Raw genomic sequence first — 15,303 nt, forward strand, 5'->3', positions numbered from 1 at the left:
GGTGTGTCCGGAGACCACAATGAACTACCTGATCGCCAGTGTTCTTATCCTGGCCGTTGGCCCGTTGCTTTATCACGGCTTTCGCCACCAAACCCGCGTGCTCGATGCCATTGGTGCCTTTGTGGTGGTGTCGCTGTTTGGCCTGGTGCTGTTCGATATCCTGCCGGAACTTTGGCATCACGGCGGTTTCTGGGTGGTGCCCGCCATCCTGCTCGGTTTCTTTGGCCCCACGCTGGCGGAGAAGGCGTTCCATCGTCACTCCCGATTGGCCCACAACCTGACCCTTGCGCTGGGCCTGACCGGCCTGCTGGTGCACACCTTGACCGATGGCAGTGCCATCTACCTGGTCAGCCAGCAGCAGGCCAATGACCTGCTGGCGCTGGGGGTGGTGCTGCATAACCTGCCGGCGGGCCTCGCTATCTGGTGGCTGCTGCGACCGCAGTTTGGCCGGGTGATCGCCGCCGCCATGTTGGGCACCCTGATGTTCTTTACCGTGGTGGGCTTCTTCCTGGGCGACGAACTGCTGGCGATGATCAGCGTTTCGGGTTCGGTATATCTGCAAGCCTTCGTCACCGGTTCTATCCTGCACGTATTGGTGCATCGTCCCCATGAACACCATCATGAGTCGCATCACCATCATGACCACGGTCATGGCCACCGTCGCTGGCGACCGAGCCGAGGCCACTACCTGGGCAGTGCGCTGGCACTGATCTTCCTGGTGCTGGTGATGCTGTCCCATCATGAACATGGCCACCACGGCCACCTGCACGGCGACGCAGATCCGACCCATAACCACAGCCACTAAGGAGACTGGTGATGCTGGCGACCCTCTCAGCCTTTATCCTCAAATGTGCCGGTTGGCGCATCGAAGGCGCGCTGCCGGAACGCCGTAAGTACGTCGCCATCGTCGCCCCGCACACCAGCAACTGGGACTTTATTATCGGCCTGCTGGCCCGCTTCCAGCTCGACATTCCCGCCCGCTTTATCGGCAAGCACCAGCTGTTCCGGCCACCGCTGGGGTGGCTGATGCGGGCCTTGGGCGGACGTCCGGTGGTGCGCACCCAGTCCAATAATCTGGTGGAGGATGTGGTCGCCATGTTCCGGCAGGAGCCGGAATTTGTGCTGGCCCTGGCGCCCGAAGGCACCCGCAGCCCGGTGTCCCACTGGAAAACCGGCTTCTACCACATCGCCCGGGGCGCCGGCGTTCCCATCGTACCGGTGGCTCTGGATTTCCGTCATCGTGCCATCGTGATTGGCCAGCCCCTGACCCCTGGCGAGTGCAAAGCCGCTGATATGGCCCAGTTGCTGGCCTTCTTCCGTCCCCACCGGGGCCGCTTTGCCCAGCCCATCCCGCATTACCAGCCACGGGATAAACGATCCTCATAAAAAACGCCCCGCAGATGCGGGGCGTGCTCGTTTTAGTGCCCAAAGGGGCGTCCCATCTGCCTCAGGTCAGCACCGGTGGGTTTCTGCATCGCGCGCAGCTCAAACTGCGGCAGCACCGCCAGGGCGTGGTCAAAGATGTCCGCCTGTATCCCTTCGTAGATCGGCCAACGGGTGTCGTTGGTAAAGCAGTAGATCTCCATGGGCAGGCCATTTTCCGTGGGCTCCAGCTGGCGCACCATCAGGGTCATCTCCTTGAGGATCATGGGATGATGCTCAAGGTAGGCCTGCAGATAAGCCCGGAAGCAACCCAGGTTGGTCAGCTTGCGGCCATTGGCCGGCTGCTCCAGATGGGGCACGCCCGCATTCGCTTCGGTCAGCTCCTTGCGCTTATTGGCCAGATGCGGACGCATCAACTCGATCTGATCCAGGCGCTCATACAGGGCTTCATCGAGAAAACGCACGGAATGCAGGTCCAGCAACAGGGAACGCTTAATCCGGCGTCCACCGGCCTCCTGCATCCCACGCCAGTTACGGAAGGCATCCGCCACCATGGCATGCGCCGGGATCATGGTGATGGTCTTATCAAAGTTCTGCACCTTCACCGTGGTCAGGCTCACCTCAATCACGTCACCATTGGCGCCGTATTTGTCCATCTGCACCCAGTCACCGCGACTGACCATGCGGTTAGCGGACAACTGCACCCCGGCGACAAAGCCGAGAATGGTGTCGCGGAACACCAACAACAGCAAACCGGTCGCCACACCCAAACCGGACAGCAGGTAAAGCGGTGACTTTTCCAGCAACACCGAGATAAACAGGATGGCGGCAACCAGAAACAGGAACAGTTTGCCCAGCTGGATAAAGCTCTGTACCGGCAGACGACGGCTGACCGGGCTTTGCAGCGCCACAGCCTGCACCGTATCCAATACCGCGAAAATCAGGCGGATCACCACCACCAGAATCAACAACTCCAGTGCCATGGTGGCGGCATGATCCCACCAGGGCCAGGCCGCAAACACCAGTGGGGTAAACAGGTCCAGAATCACCAGCGGGACAATGATGGCGGTCTTCTCCACCACCCGGTTTTGCTTAAAGGGCCCCGCCCATGGCCCAACCAGCCGGTCACTCAGCGTGCTGATGGCGCGTCCGGCTACCCGTTTCAGCACCGCATGTCCTACCCAGGCGATCACCAGTGCGATCAGAGCCAGGATAACGAAGGTTTGCCAGTCGCTGCTCTCCACTGGCAGGCCCCATTGCTGCAACGTATCCACCAGGCGGTGGCGCAGCCCGGAGCGAATTTCAGTGTCCAAATCTGTATCTCGTTTGTCAGGTGATTACCCATCAGGATAGCGACCGAAACCGCCTTAAGAAACCAAAAACCCCCGCAATTGCGGGGGTTATCAATGGCCGGTTCGACGATTACAGCGAGGGCAGCAAGGTGGCTGGGATCAAGCTGTTGTAGCGGGCCGAAGCCAGCAGAGCGGTGGCCTTTTCAATATCGGGCGCAAAGAAGCGGTCCTTATCGTAGAACGCCACGGTTTCCCGCAGCTGGGCCTTGGCGGTTTCCACCGCTGCACTGGCTTTCAGGGGCGCACGGAAATCGAGGCCCTGGCAAGCCGCCAGCAACTCCACCGCCAGCACCCCCCGGCTGTTGGCCGCCATCTCCCGCAGACGACGGGCGGCAAAGGTCGCCATCGACACGTGGTCCTCCTGATTGGCGGAGGTGGGCAGGCTGTCCACGGAAGCCGGGTGGGCCAGTGACTTATTCTCACTGGCCAGGGCGGCGGCTGTTACCTGGGCAATCATAAAGCCGGAGTTCACTCCGCCGTTGTCCACCAGGAATGCCGGCAGTCCAGACAGGTGGCGGTCGATCAGCAGGGCGATGCGACGCTCAGCCAGGGCACCAATCTCGCTGATCGCCAGCGCCAGGTTGTCGGCGGCCATGGCGACCGGTTCGGCATGGAAGTTGCCGCCGGAGATGAAGTCCGCCCCCTCATCGGTGGGGAACACCAGCGGGTTGTCGGTAACGCCGTTGGCTTCCACCAGCAGCACCTCGGCGGCCTGACGGATCTGGGTCAGGCAGGCGCCCATTACCTGCGGCTGGCAGCGCAGAGAGTAGGGGTCCTGCACCTTATCGCAGTTGGCGTGGCTGTCGCCCAGTTCGGATTCTGTCCCCAGCAGGTGACGGAAGGTAGCAGCAGCATCAATCTGGCCATGCTGGCCGCGGACTTCGTGCACCCGCGGGTCAAACGGACGGCGGCTGCCCAGAGCGGCTTCCACACTGATGGCACCCACTACGGAACCGCCAGCCCACAAGTCTTCGGCGTGGAACAGCCCCTCAAGCGCCAGTGCGGTGGAGGCCTGGGTGCCGTTCAGCAGGGCCAGGCCCTCTTTGGCGGCCAGGGTCATCGGTTTGAGTCCCGCCTTGGCAAGGCCATCTGTAGCCTTGATCACCTGGCCGTGATAGCGCACTTCACCTTCACCGAGCAGCGGCAGCACCATGTGGGACAGCGGGGCCAGGTCACCGGACGCGCCTACCGAACCTTTTTCCGGCACGATGGGGTAAACCCCGGCGTTGACCAGCGCAATCAGAGCGTCGATCACCTCACGGCGGATGCCGGAGAAGCCACGGGCCAGAGAGTTGATCTTCAACACCATCATCAACCGCACGGTGGCGTCGTTCATCGGCTCACCGGTACCGGCGGCGTGGGACAGAACGATGGAGCGTTGCAGCAACTCCAGATCATCCTTGGCGATGCGGGTGTTGGCCAACAGACCAAAGCCGGTGTTGATGCCGTACACCACCTGGTCACGTTCAATCACCTGGGCCACCGCAGCGGCGCTGGCATCGATGGCCGGGTAGGCGGCCTCATCCAGTACCAGGTTGACACCCTCGCGGCTGATGGCACGCAGTTGGGGCAGGCTCAGCTGGCCAGGATTCAGGGTCAGGTTCAGCATCAGTCGTTCTCCAGCATCGGCAGGTCGAGGCCCTGCTCCCGAGCACAGTTTTTGGCAATCTCATATCCGGCGTCAGCGTGACGCATCACCCCGGTGGCGGGGTCATTCCACAGTACCCGGCTGATGCGCTTGTCCGCCGCATCAGAGCCGTCACAGCAGATCACCACCCCAGAGTGCTGGGAGAAGCCCATACCGACACCACCGCCGTGGTGCAGGCTGACCCAGGTGGCGCCACCGGCGGTGTTAAGCAGGGCGTTCAGCAGCGGCCAGTCGGAGACCGCATCGGAGCCATCCTGCATGCTCTCGGTTTCCCGGTTCGGAGAAGCCACGGAGCCGGAATCCAGGTGGTCACGGCCGATCACCACCGGACCTTTCAGTTCACCGTTTTTGACCATCTCGTTAAAGGCACGACCCAGGCGGGCGCGGTCCTTCAGGCCCACCCAGCAGATCCGGGCTGGCAGTCCCTGGAACTGGATGCGTTCGCGGGCCATATCGAGCCAGTTGTGCAGGTGTGGGTCGTCCGGGATCAGCTCCTTCACCTTCTGGTCGGTTTTGTAGATGTCTTCCGGATCACCGGAGAGGGCCACCCAGCGGAACGGGCCAATCCCCTCGCAGAACAGCGGACGGATGTAGGCGGGCACAAAGCCGGGGAAATCGAAGGCGTTGGCCACGCCCTCTTCAAACGCCATCTGGCGAATGTTGTTGCCGTAATCGAGCGTGGCGGCACCACGCTCCTGCAGGGTCAGCATCGCCTGCACCTGCACCGCCATGGAGGCCTTGGCCGCGGCCACCACGGTTTTGGGCTCAGATTCGCGCATCGCCTTGGCCTGTTCCAGGGTCCAGCCCTGGGGCAGGTAACCGTTCAGCGGGTCATGGGCGGAGGTCTGATCGGTCACCACGTCCGGCGTAATGCCACGTTCAACCAGCTCGGCAAACACATCGGCCGCATTACCCAGCAGGCCCACGGAGATCGCCTGGCCGTTAGCCACGGCGTCATCGATCATCGCCAGCGCCTCATCCAGGGTTTTGGCTTTCTTATCGACGTAGCCGGTACGCAGACGGAAATCGATGCGGGTTTCATCGCACTCTACCGCCAGACAGGCAAAACCGGCCATGGTGCCGGCCAGCGGCTGGGCGCCGCCCATGCCCCCCAGACCACCGGTCAGAATCCAGCGCCCTTTGGCCACACCGTCAAAGTGCTGCTTGGCCACCGCCACAAAGGTTTCATAGGTGCCCTGAACGATGCCCTGACTGCCGATGTAGATCCAGGAGCCCGCGGTCATCTGGCCGTACATGGCCAGGCCCAGCTTATCCAGCTCGTTAAAGTGGTCCCAATTGGCCCAGTGCGGCACCAGGTTGGAGTTGGCGATCAGCACCCGAGGCGCATCGGCGTGGGTTTTGAACACCCCCACCGGCTTACCGGATTGGACCAGCAGGGTTTCATCCTCTTCCAGACGTTGCAGAGTCGCGACAATCTGGTCAAAGCAGGGCCAATCCCGCGCCGCCCGACCAATGCCGCCGTACACCACCAGGTCCTCCGGACGCTCGGCCACCTCGGGATCCAGGTTGTTCATCAGCATGCGCAGCGGGGCTTCGGTCATCCAGCTTTTGGCGGACAGCTCACTGCCTCGGGGGGCGCGGATCACCCGGCTCGGGTCATGGCGCGGATCCTTAGTCATCGTTACTTCCTTATCGTGATGTTGACTCAACCATCAGGTGGCCACCGAGCCGGAACCGGCTTCCCGGGTGCAACAACCTGGCATAACTCACCACGCCCTGGGACGACCAGGTGCGGCGACAGATCTGTAAACAGGGCTCGGCCCCGGCCAACTTCAGCAGCGTTTGCTGGGTATCGTTGGGGGCCACCGCTTCCACCAGGTGGTGCGCCTGAGTCAGCGGTGCCACCTGGGACAGGTATTCATGGGGGGTCTGGCTGGTAAAGGGCTGGTCCAGATAATCGGGCACCAGTGCCGGGTTGACGTAGCGGTCTTCCAGCTGGACCGGCTGCCCGTTCTCCAGGTGCAACAGGCTGGAGCGATAGATGGTGCTGCCGGCCGGCACGGCCAGGGCAATGGCCACTTCCGTCTCCGCTGCCACCGGCTTGAGCAGCAGCAGTTGCGCACTGTGCTGATGGCCACGCTCGGCAATCTCCTCGGCAATGTTGCGGATCGCCATCATGCTGCCCTGAGATTTAAAGGGCGCGACAAAGGTGCCCAGCCCCTGACTGCGCACCAGTACGCCTTGCTCCACCAGTTCGGTCAGAGCACGGCGGGCGGTCATGCGGCTGCAGGCAAAGCGCTGCGCCAGCGCATTTTCAGAGGGCACCTGCTCGTGCTCCTGCCAACGCCCCTGCTCAATCTCATCACTGATGGCCCGCTTAATGGCCTCGAATTTTGGGATCACCCCAGCCTCTCGCTCCGTCGATTTCGGTTATCACCATGTCATACCGAGGTTGTATATACAAGAATATACCGCCACAATGCCATTACAACCCTGGCAGTGGAGAGACGCAGAATGGATTGGGATCAGCTCTGGATTGAGGTCAACCTGGCGACCATGGATCCGGCTCAGAACGGGCCCTACGGCGCCATTGAAGACGGTGCCGTCGCCATTAAAGACGGCAAAATCGCCTGGCTGGGACCGCGCAGTGCACTGCCGGAATTCGATCCCTTCTCTTTGCCGGTTTACCGCGGCCATGGCGGCTGGCTGACACCGGGATTGATCGATTGCCATACCCACCTGCTGTTTGGCGGCAATCGCGCCAACGAGTTTGAGCAGCGCCTTAATGGCGTCAGCTATGCCGAGATCGCCCAGGCGGGCGGCGGCATTCTCTCCACCGTTCGCGCCACCCGTGCTGCTGACGAAGAGACCCTGTTCCAGGGCGGGCGTAAGCGCCTGAACAGCCTGCTGCGTGAAGGAGTGACCACGGTGGAGGTGAAGTCCGGCTATGGCCTTGACCTCGACACCGAGCGACGCCTGCTGGAGGTAGCCCGCCACTTGGGGGCCATGCACCCCATTGAGGTGGTCACCACCTTTCTCGGGGCTCACGCTCTGCCGCCGGAGTTTAAGGACAACGCCGACGGTTACATTGAGCATGTGATCAACCAGCAGTTGCCCGCCATTGCCGCTGACGGGCTGGCGGACGCGGTCGACGTCTTCTGTGAACACATCGCCTTTGATCTGGACCAGACCGAAGCGGTATTTCAGGCCGCCAAGGCCCACGATCTGCCGGTCAAGCTCCATGCTGAGCAGCTCTCCAATATGGGCGGCTCCGCGCTGGCGGCCCGTTATCAGGCCCTGTCGGTGGACCACATCGAATGCCTCGATCAGGCTGGGGTGGAAGCCATTGCCCAATCCGGTACCGTTGCGGTACTGCTGCCCGGCGCCTTCTTTACCCTGAAAGAGACCCGCCTGCCCCCCATCGACCTGTTGCGTCAGCATAAGGTGCCGATGGCGCTGGCATCCGACTTTAACCCCGGCAGCTCCCCCCTTTGCTCCACCCTGTTGATGCTCAATATGGGCTGCACCCTGTTTGGCCTCACTCCGGCAGAAGCGCTGGCCGGGGTCACCCGCCATGCCGCCCAGGCACTGGGCCTGCAGGAGCGAGTGGGGCAGATCAAGGTGGGGATGGAAGCGGACCTGGTTCTGTGGGAGATTGAACAGCCGGCCGAGCTGGCCTGGCAGTACGGCTGTAACCCGTGCCGCGAGGTGATGAAACACGGTCAGTTGGTGACGCTCAGATAGTGACTTGGTTTCGCACCCGGTTTTTCTGGCATCGCCGCAGGCCGGGGGCTACTATCGACTGGAATTAAAACGACGACTTGAAGAGGACGTATGGGAGTTCAAGCCATCATCGTGGATACCGCCGGCACCACGACCGATTTCCAATTTATTAAGGACACACTCTTCTCCTACTCCGCTGACGCCCTTCCAGAGTTCCTGGAGCACCACCACAACGACTTCGCCGTCAGCAACCTGCTGGCGGACATCCGTGCCCACGCCAATGAGCCGGACGCGGACCTGCCACGACTGGTTGAGCTGATCCGCGAGTGGATCGCCGCCGACAACAAGCTGACTGCCCTGAAGACGCTGCAGGGTCTGGTGTGGAAGCAGGGTTACCTGAAAGGCGATTTCAAAGGCCACGTCTATGCCGATGCCGCCGAAGCCCTGAAAGCCTGGAAAGCCGCTGGCAAACGCCTGTACAGCTACTCCTCCAGCTCAGCCGACGCTCAGGACCTGCTGTTCAAGCACAGCAATGAGGGCGATCTCAGCGCGCTGTTCTACGGTCACTTCGACACCAACCTGGGTCAGAAGAAAACCGTGCAGGCTTACAAGAACATCCTCAATGTGGTCAGCCTCTGGCCCAAGCATGTGCTGTTCGTTTCCGATGACGTCGAGGAGCTCAACGCCGCCCGTGACGCCGGCTTGCGCACCTGTCAGGTGGTTCGGGGAGAAGGGGTCCGCCGCGGCGACCACAACATCGTTGATGATTTCAGCCAACTGAAGCTCTGAGTCCCGCCCCGATGACCGACAGCAAACTTAACCGGGCCATTCACTGGAGTGGTCCCGCCATCGGCGTGGCCATCCTGCTGCTGGTGGCCTTCACCTGGTTACAGAGCCTGTGGCAGTGGCCGCTGCTCAACGCCATGATGATGGAATACCTGGGCCACGAGGCTGCCCCTCTGCAGGTGCAGCTGGCCACCGCAGCGCTGTTGCTGCTCAACACCCTGTGGCTGGGCTGTGGTGGCTATCTGGGCTACACCCTGGTGCGACGTCGCGAACTGTCCCCCTGGGTGTACTACCTGTGCGCCTTTACGCTGCTGTTCGGTGGCGTCGTTTCCAAACTGCTGGCGCTACTGGCGGTGTTGCGACGGCTGCTGAGGGACGCGGTCAGCAACGTCGTCCACTAAGACAAAAAGGCGCCAACGGCGCCTTTTTTGATCCCCGTTACTCGGGACTGAGGTGTGCCTCAAGGGCGGTTCGGATCGGAGCCGGAATCGGTGCCGACTGATTGGCTTCATAGTCGAAGTGCACCATCACCGCCTTGCCCCGCGCCGTGATTTTACCGTCCTGCACCACCTGCTGACTGACATCGAAGGAAGCGCCGCCCAGACGGGTGATGCGGGTTTCGATAGTGACCGGCTGGCCGTAGTAGGTCTGGGCCAGGAAATCGACGTGGACGCTGGCCAGAATCAGGTTCCAACGGCTCAGGTCGAGCTGTGGCACAAAGAGTTCAAAGATCGGAGTACGCCCCTCCTCGAACCACACCGGAATCACGGTGTTGTTGATGTGTCCTAGGGCGTCGGTTTCCATAAACCGGGGATCAAACTGGGTGGTAAACATCGGGCCTCCTGCCAATACGAACCCCGTTATAACAAAAAAGGCCCCCAGTGGGGGCCTTTGTCTGCCAGCGTTTACGCTTTGGCAGGGGCAACCTTTCGGTACATCGCTTCAATCTCTTTGGCGAAGCGCTGGTTGATCACCTTACGGCGCAGCTTCATGGTCGGGGTCAGTTCACCCCGTTTCATGCAGAACTCGCGGGGCAGCAAGGTGAACTGCTTCACCTGCTCAAACCGGGCCAGCTCCGCCTGCACCGCTTTCAGACGCTCCTCAAAGTGCGCTTTCACCGTGGCATGGTTCACCAGCTCAAGTTTGTCCTTGTACTGGATACCCACTTCGCGGGCCCAATGCTCCAGTGCTTCAAACGCCGGTACGATCAGCGCAGACACGTAATTGCGGGCGTCGGCGATGATCGCCACCTGCTCCACCAGCGGGTCACGGGACACCATGCCCTCAACACGCTGAGGGGCGATGTACTTACCGTTAGAGGTCTTCATCAGCTCCTTGATGCGATCGGTGATCAGCAGGCGACCCTGGGCATCCAGGTAGCCACAGTCACCAGTCTTGAGCCAACCGTCCTCATCGAAGGCTTCGGCGGTGTCCTGCGGGCGGTTGTAGTAGCCGCGCATTACGGTATCGCCCTTCACCAGGATCTCGTCATTGGCGCCGATCTTCACCTGCACTTCCGGCAGCGCGCTGCCGTTGGTGCCGATGCCAATCTCACCCATACGGTTGGCGGTCACGGAGGCGGTGGTTTCGGTCATGCCGAAGCCACAGAGCACAGTCAGACCAACGGACTGGAAGAACTGGTTTACCACCGGATCCAGTGCCGCGCCACCGGCAGGCATAAAGCGGATGCGACCACCCAGCTTTTCACGCACCTTAGAGAGCACCAGCTTGTCAGCCAGCGCCAGCTTGGCACGGCCAAAGGCACCCATGGCAGGGCCACCCTGTTCCGCTTCAAAGCGCTTCAGCCCCTGTTTCAGGGCCCACATAAACAGGCCACGCTTGTGGGCCGGGGCCTGCTCGAGCTTCTCCATCACGGCGGAGTAGATCTTCTCGTACAGACGGGGAACGGCACACATCACGTGGGGACGGATCTCAGCCAGCGCATCCTGTACCGCCATCGGGTCAGCCAGGTAAGCGTTGGTGCCGCCCTGAGTCAGCACATACAGGCTCCAGCCACGCTCAAATACGTGAGAGAGGGGCAGGAACGCCAGGGAGACGTCGCCCACACCAAACGGCAGGAACTGGGCATGCTGACGCACGGTGCTGGCAAAGTTGGTGTAGTCCAGCATCACACCCTTGGGCTCACCCGTGGTGCCGGAGGTGTAGATCAGGGTCAGCAGGTCATCCAGACGACGATCGGCGATGCGCTGTTCCAGCTCAGCCTGGTATTGGCTGTGCTCGGCATCGATCAGGGCTGACATGTGGTGAAGGGTGACCTCACAGGACTGCACCTGCAGAGCATCATCCATCAACACGATGTGCTGCAGGGTAGGGCAGTGGGCCACCAGGGCCAGCGCTTTGGCGTACTGCTCCTCACCCGCAACGAACAGCACCTTGGCACCGGCATCATTGATGATGTAGGCGGCCTGCTCATCGGTGTTGGTCGGGTAGATCGGGGCAATCACGGCACGGCACTGCATGCTGGCGACGTCGGCAATCGCCCACTCAGCGCAGTTCTGGGCGAAGATCGCCACTTTGTCCTGGACCTCGACACCCAGGGCCAACAGCGCGCGTGACAACGCGTCCAGCTGCTCGCCAAAGCGCTTCCAGGAGATGTCCTGCCATTGACCGGCAACCTGATGGCGCAGGGCCGGGGCATCGCCCAGCTGCGCGATCCGCTGACGCAGGACCGGAACCAGATGCAATTGCTCTAATGACGGTTTCACCACTCTCTTCCCCATCGTTTCTGTTATTAAGCGTACAGTTGTACTCTCTTTGGCTGCGCATAGTACCCATTTTGTTCCCGTGGGAGCAGTAAAATCGAGCACTTTTGCGTGCAGTCGCACAGTTTTTCGACACCTGTTTGCTACCAGTTCAGCTCTGTTGGCCGCCGATTTCAGGCTTGAAAGAGTTGAGTTAACAGGCGTATGCCGGAATCATCTAGAGTAAAAAACCTAATTCAGACGGGCAGGCAGTGATTCAGGCCATAGGGCAAAAAGTAGAAGGCAGAAACGACAAAACCCAGCCGGAAGGCTGGGTTTCTGAAGAATGGTGCTGATACCCAGATTCGAACTGGGGACCTCACCCTTACCAAGGGTGCACTCTACCAACTGAGCTATATCAGCATGTTCAAGCGGCGCTTGAAACGACAAAACCCAGCGTGGAGCTGGGCTATGTCTAATTAGGAGCCTGGCGGTGACCTACTCTCGCATGGCAACTGCCACACTACCATCGGCGCGGTCGCGTTTCACTTCTGAGTTCGGCATGGGATCAGGTGGGGCCACGACGCTATTGCCACCAGGCAAAAATCGTACAATTCGGAAAAGCTGTTTCTCGATGTAAGAGCTTCTTACAAGGTCGGATATCCGACTCACAAAACCACTTGGGTGTTGTATGGTTAAGCCTCACGGGTCATTAGTACAGGTTAGCTCAACGCCTCACAACGCTTACACACCCTGCCTATCAACGTCGTAGTCTTCGACGGCCCTTTAGGACTCTCGAGGAGTCAGTGAGAACTCATCTTGAGGCTCGCTTCCCGCTTAGATGCTTTCAGCGGTTATCGATTCCGAACTTAGCTACCCGGCAATGCCACTGGCGTGACAACCGGAACACCAGAGGTTCGTCCACTCCGGTCCTCTCGTACTAGGAGCAGCCCCTCTCAATTCTCAAACGCCCACGGCAGATAGGGACCGAACTGTCTCACGACGTTCTGAACCCAGCTCGCGTACCACTTTAAATGGCGAACAGCCATACCCTTGGGACCGACTTCAGCCCCAGGATGTGATGAGCCGACATCGAGGTGCCAAACACCGCCGTCGATATGAACTCTTGGGCGGTATCAGCCTGTTATCCCCGGAGTACCTTTTATCCGTTGAGCGATGGCCCTTCCATTCAGAACCACCGGATCACTAAGACCTACTTTCGTACCTGCTCGACGTGTCTGTCTCGCAGTTAAGCTGGCTTATGCCTTTGCACTAACCTCATGATGTCCGACCATGATTAGCCAACCTTCGTGCTCCTCCGTTACTCTTTGGGAGGAGACCGCCCCAGTCAAACTACCCACCAGGCACTGTCCGCAATCCCGATAAGGGACCAACGTTAGAACATCAAACATACAAGGGTGGTATTTCAAGGACGGCTCCACAACGACTGGCGTCATTGCTTCAAAGCCTCCCACCTATCCTACACATGTAGGTTCAATGTTCAGTGCCAAGCTGTAGTAAAGGTTCACGGGGTCTTTCCGTCTAGCCGCGGGTACACTGCATCTTCACAGCGATTTCAATTTCACTGAGTCTCGGGTGGAGACAGCGTGGCCATCATTACGCCATTCGTGCAGGTCGGAACTTACCCGACAAGGAATTTCGCTACCTTAGGACCGTTATAGTTACGGCCGCCGTTTACCGGGGCTTCGATCAAGAGCTTCGTCCGAAAACTAACCCCATCAATTAACCTTCCGGCACCGGGCAGGCGTCACACCGTATACGTCCTCTTACGAGTTTGCACAGTGCTGTGTTTTTGATAAACAGTTGCAGCCACCTGGTATCTGCGACTCCCACTAGCTTAGAGAGCAAGTCTCATCACCGGCAGGAGCGTACCTTCTCCCGAAGTTACGGTACCATTTTGCCTAGTTCCTTCACCCGAGTTCTCTCAAGCGCCTTGGTATTCTCTACCTGACCACCAGTGTTGGTTTGGGGTACGGTTGCTAATTACCTGAAGCTTAGAAGATTTTCCTGGAAGCATGGCATCAACCACTTCACCACCGTAGTGGCTCGTCATCAGCTCTCAGCGTTATGTGAACCCGGATTTGCCTAAGTTCACCGCCTACTACCTTAAACACGGACAACCAACGCCGTGCTGGCCTAGCCTTCTCCGTCTCTCCATCGCAGTAATCAGCAGTACGGGAATATTAACCCGTTTCCCATCGACTACGTCTTTCGACCTCGCCTTAGGGGCCGACTCACCCTGCCCCGATTAACGTTGGACAGGAACCCTTGGTCTTCCGGCGAGCGGGTTTTTCACCCGCTTTAACGTTACTCATGTCAGCATTCGCACTTCTGATACGTCCACGGAACTTCTCAATTCCGCTTCAACCGCTTACAGAACGCTCCTCTACCAAGCACAACAAGTGTGCTTCCGCAGCTTCGGTGTATCGCTTAGCCCCGTTACATCTTCCGCGCAGGCCGACTCGACTAGTGAGCTATTACGCTTTCTTTAAAGGGTGGCTGCTTCTAAGCCAACCTCCTAGCTGTCTAAGCCTTCCCACATCGTTTCCCACTTAGCGATAACTTTGGGACCTTAGCTGGCGGTCTGGGTTGTTTCCCTCTCCACGACGGACGTTAGCACCCGCCGTGTGTCTCCCGTGATTGCACTCATTGGTATTCGGAGTTTGCATGGGGTTGGTAAGTCGGGATGACCCCCTAGCCCAAACAGTGCTCTACCCCCAATGGTGAGACACGAGGCGCTACCTAAATAGCTTTCGAGGAGAACCAGCTATCTCCCGGTTTGATTGGCCTTTCACCCCTAACCACAAGTCATCCGCTAATTTTGCAACATTAGTCGGTTCGGTCCTCCAGTACCTGTTACGGCACCTTCAACCTGCCCATGGCTAGATCACCCGGGTTTCGGGTCTACACCCTGCAACTATGACGCCCAGTTAAGACTCGGTTTCCCTACGGCTCCCCTATTCGGTTAACCTTGCTACAGAATGTAAGTCGCTGACCCATTATACAAAAGGTACGCAGTCACCCTCGAAGGGCTCCTACTGCTTGTACGTACACGGTTTCAGGTTCTATTTCACTCCCCTCACAGGGGTTCTTTTCGCCTTTCCCTCACGGTACTGGTTCACTATCGGTCAGTCAGGAGTATTTAGCCTTGGAGGATGGTCCCCCCATGTTCAGACAAGATAACACGTGTCCCGTCCTACTCGATTTCACACTGTGGTCGTTTTCATGTACGGGGCTATCACCCTGTGTCGCCAAGCTTTCCAGCTTGTTCCACTAACTTCCTCAATGCTTAAGGGCTAATCCCCGTTCGCTCGCCGCTACTAAGGGAATCTCGGTTGATTTCTTTTCCTCTGGGTACTTAGATGTTTCAGTTCCCCAGGTTCGCCTCAGTTACCTATGTATTCAGTAACTGATGACACCTTATGGTGCCGGGTTTCCCCATTCGGACATCTCAGACTCAAGTGGCTCTTACCGCCTCATCTGAGCTTTTCGCAGGTTAGCACGTCCTTCATCGCCTCTGACTGCCAAGGCATCCACCGTGTACGCTTAGTCGCTTAACCATACAACCCCAAGGGGTCTTGCTTGAGCTTTGGTAGAACCAAATCTCGTTGCAACCGTAATGAGCTTTGCAAAGCACATTACGCATATGACGCAACCAAATGTTTCGTTATTCAGCTTTCGCTGAATCGCCGGATATCAAGACACTTGCAAGAAGTTTACTCTTACA

The 15,303-nt window shown here is 59.2% G+C and carries 11 protein-coding genes, 1 tRNA gene and 2 rRNA genes; 5 read left to right on the plus strand and 9 right to left on the minus strand.

All coding sequences use genetic code 11. The features are described from left to right. Positions 1–19 precede the first annotated feature (19 nt). On the plus strand, positions 20–805 hold the full coding sequence (locus FBAL_RS19220) for a ZIP family metal transporter (RefSeq protein ID WP_013347267.1): 786 nt from the start codon (positions 20–22) through the stop codon (positions 803–805). An 11-nt stretch (positions 806–816) separates the two neighbouring features. After that, positions 817–1,386 (plus strand): lysophospholipid acyltransferase family protein, encoded by a 570-nt coding sequence (locus FBAL_RS19225; RefSeq protein ID WP_013347268.1) that lies wholly within the window; start codon positions 817–819, stop codon positions 1,384–1,386. A 32-nt stretch (positions 1,387–1,418) separates the two neighbouring features. On the opposite strand, the gene FBAL_RS19230 is transcribed toward FBAL_RS19225, so the two are convergent. From FBAL_RS19230 to hutC, 4 genes are all read right to left on the minus strand, one after another. Continuing rightward, positions 1,419–2,696 (minus strand): mechanosensitive ion channel family protein, encoded by a 1,278-nt coding sequence (locus FBAL_RS19230; protein ID WP_013347269.1) that lies wholly within the window; start codon positions 2,694–2,696, stop codon positions 1,419–1,421. Between the two features lie 109 nt (positions 2,697–2,805). Beyond that, the gene (hutH, locus tag FBAL_RS19235; RefSeq protein ID WP_013347270.1) at positions 2,806–4,344 is read right to left on the minus strand and encodes a histidine ammonia-lyase; all 1,539 of its coding nucleotides are present in this window, start codon (positions 4,342–4,344) and stop codon (positions 2,806–2,808) included. Beyond that, the gene (hutU, locus tag FBAL_RS19240) at positions 4,344–6,023 is read right to left on the minus strand and encodes a urocanate hydratase (RefSeq protein ID WP_013347271.1); all 1,680 of its coding nucleotides are present in this window, start codon (positions 6,021–6,023) and stop codon (positions 4,344–4,346) included. Before hutU ends, hutH begins: the two co-directional genes overlap by 1 nt. Before the next feature lie 10 nt (positions 6,024–6,033). Then, positions 6,034–6,747 carry a histidine utilization transcriptional repressor HutC gene (hutC, locus tag FBAL_RS19245; RefSeq protein WP_013347272.1) on the minus strand — a complete coding sequence of 238 codons (714 nt, stop codon included), beginning with the start codon at positions 6,745–6,747 and terminating at the stop codon, positions 6,034–6,036. A 111-nt stretch (positions 6,748–6,858) separates the two neighbouring features. Here hutC and hutI point away from each other — a divergent pair, with 111 nt between their 5' ends. The 3 genes from hutI to FBAL_RS19260 all read left to right on the plus strand — a co-directional run bounded on the left by hutI (position 6,859) and on the right by FBAL_RS19260 (position 9,254). Continuing rightward, on the plus strand, positions 6,859–8,088 hold the full coding sequence (gene hutI / locus FBAL_RS19250; protein WP_013347273.1) for an imidazolonepropionase: 1,230 nt from the start codon (positions 6,859–6,861) through the stop codon (positions 8,086–8,088). A 90-nt stretch (positions 8,089–8,178) separates the two neighbouring features. Next, positions 8,179–8,856 (plus strand): acireductone synthase, encoded by a 678-nt coding sequence (gene mtnC / locus FBAL_RS19255; RefSeq protein WP_013347274.1) that lies wholly within the window; start codon positions 8,179–8,181, stop codon positions 8,854–8,856. 11 nt (positions 8,857–8,867) lie between these two features. Continuing rightward, the gene (locus tag FBAL_RS19260) at positions 8,868–9,254 is read left to right on the plus strand and encodes a hypothetical protein (protein ID WP_013347275.1); all 387 of its coding nucleotides are present in this window, start codon (positions 8,868–8,870) and stop codon (positions 9,252–9,254) included. A gap of 37 nt (positions 9,255–9,291) precedes the next feature. On the opposite strand, the gene FBAL_RS19265 is transcribed toward FBAL_RS19260, so the two are convergent. The 5 genes from FBAL_RS19265 to FBAL_RS19285 form a co-directional block, all read right to left on the minus strand. Next, the gene (locus tag FBAL_RS19265) at positions 9,292–9,687 is read right to left on the minus strand and encodes an acyl-CoA thioesterase (RefSeq protein ID WP_013347276.1); all 396 of its coding nucleotides are present in this window, start codon (positions 9,685–9,687) and stop codon (positions 9,292–9,294) included. 71 nt (positions 9,688–9,758) lie between these two features. Next, positions 9,759–11,594 (minus strand): AMP-dependent synthetase/ligase, encoded by a 1,836-nt coding sequence (locus FBAL_RS19270; RefSeq protein WP_013347277.1) that lies wholly within the window; start codon positions 11,592–11,594, stop codon positions 9,759–9,761. 308 nt (positions 11,595–11,902) lie between these two features. Next, positions 11,903–11,978: transfer RNA gene (locus tag FBAL_RS19275), tRNA-Thr, on the minus strand. 62 nt (positions 11,979–12,040) lie between these two features. Further along, a 5S ribosomal RNA gene (gene rrf, locus FBAL_RS19280) occupies positions 12,041–12,155 on the minus strand. Between the two features lie 91 nt (positions 12,156–12,246). Then, positions 12,247–15,136, minus strand: a 23S ribosomal RNA gene (locus FBAL_RS19285). Between the last annotated feature and the right edge of the window lie 167 nt (positions 15,137–15,303).

Source organism: Ferrimonas balearica DSM 9799 (assembly GCF_000148645.1).
Taxonomy (GTDB): domain Bacteria; phylum Pseudomonadota; class Gammaproteobacteria; order Enterobacterales; family Shewanellaceae; genus Ferrimonas; species Ferrimonas balearica.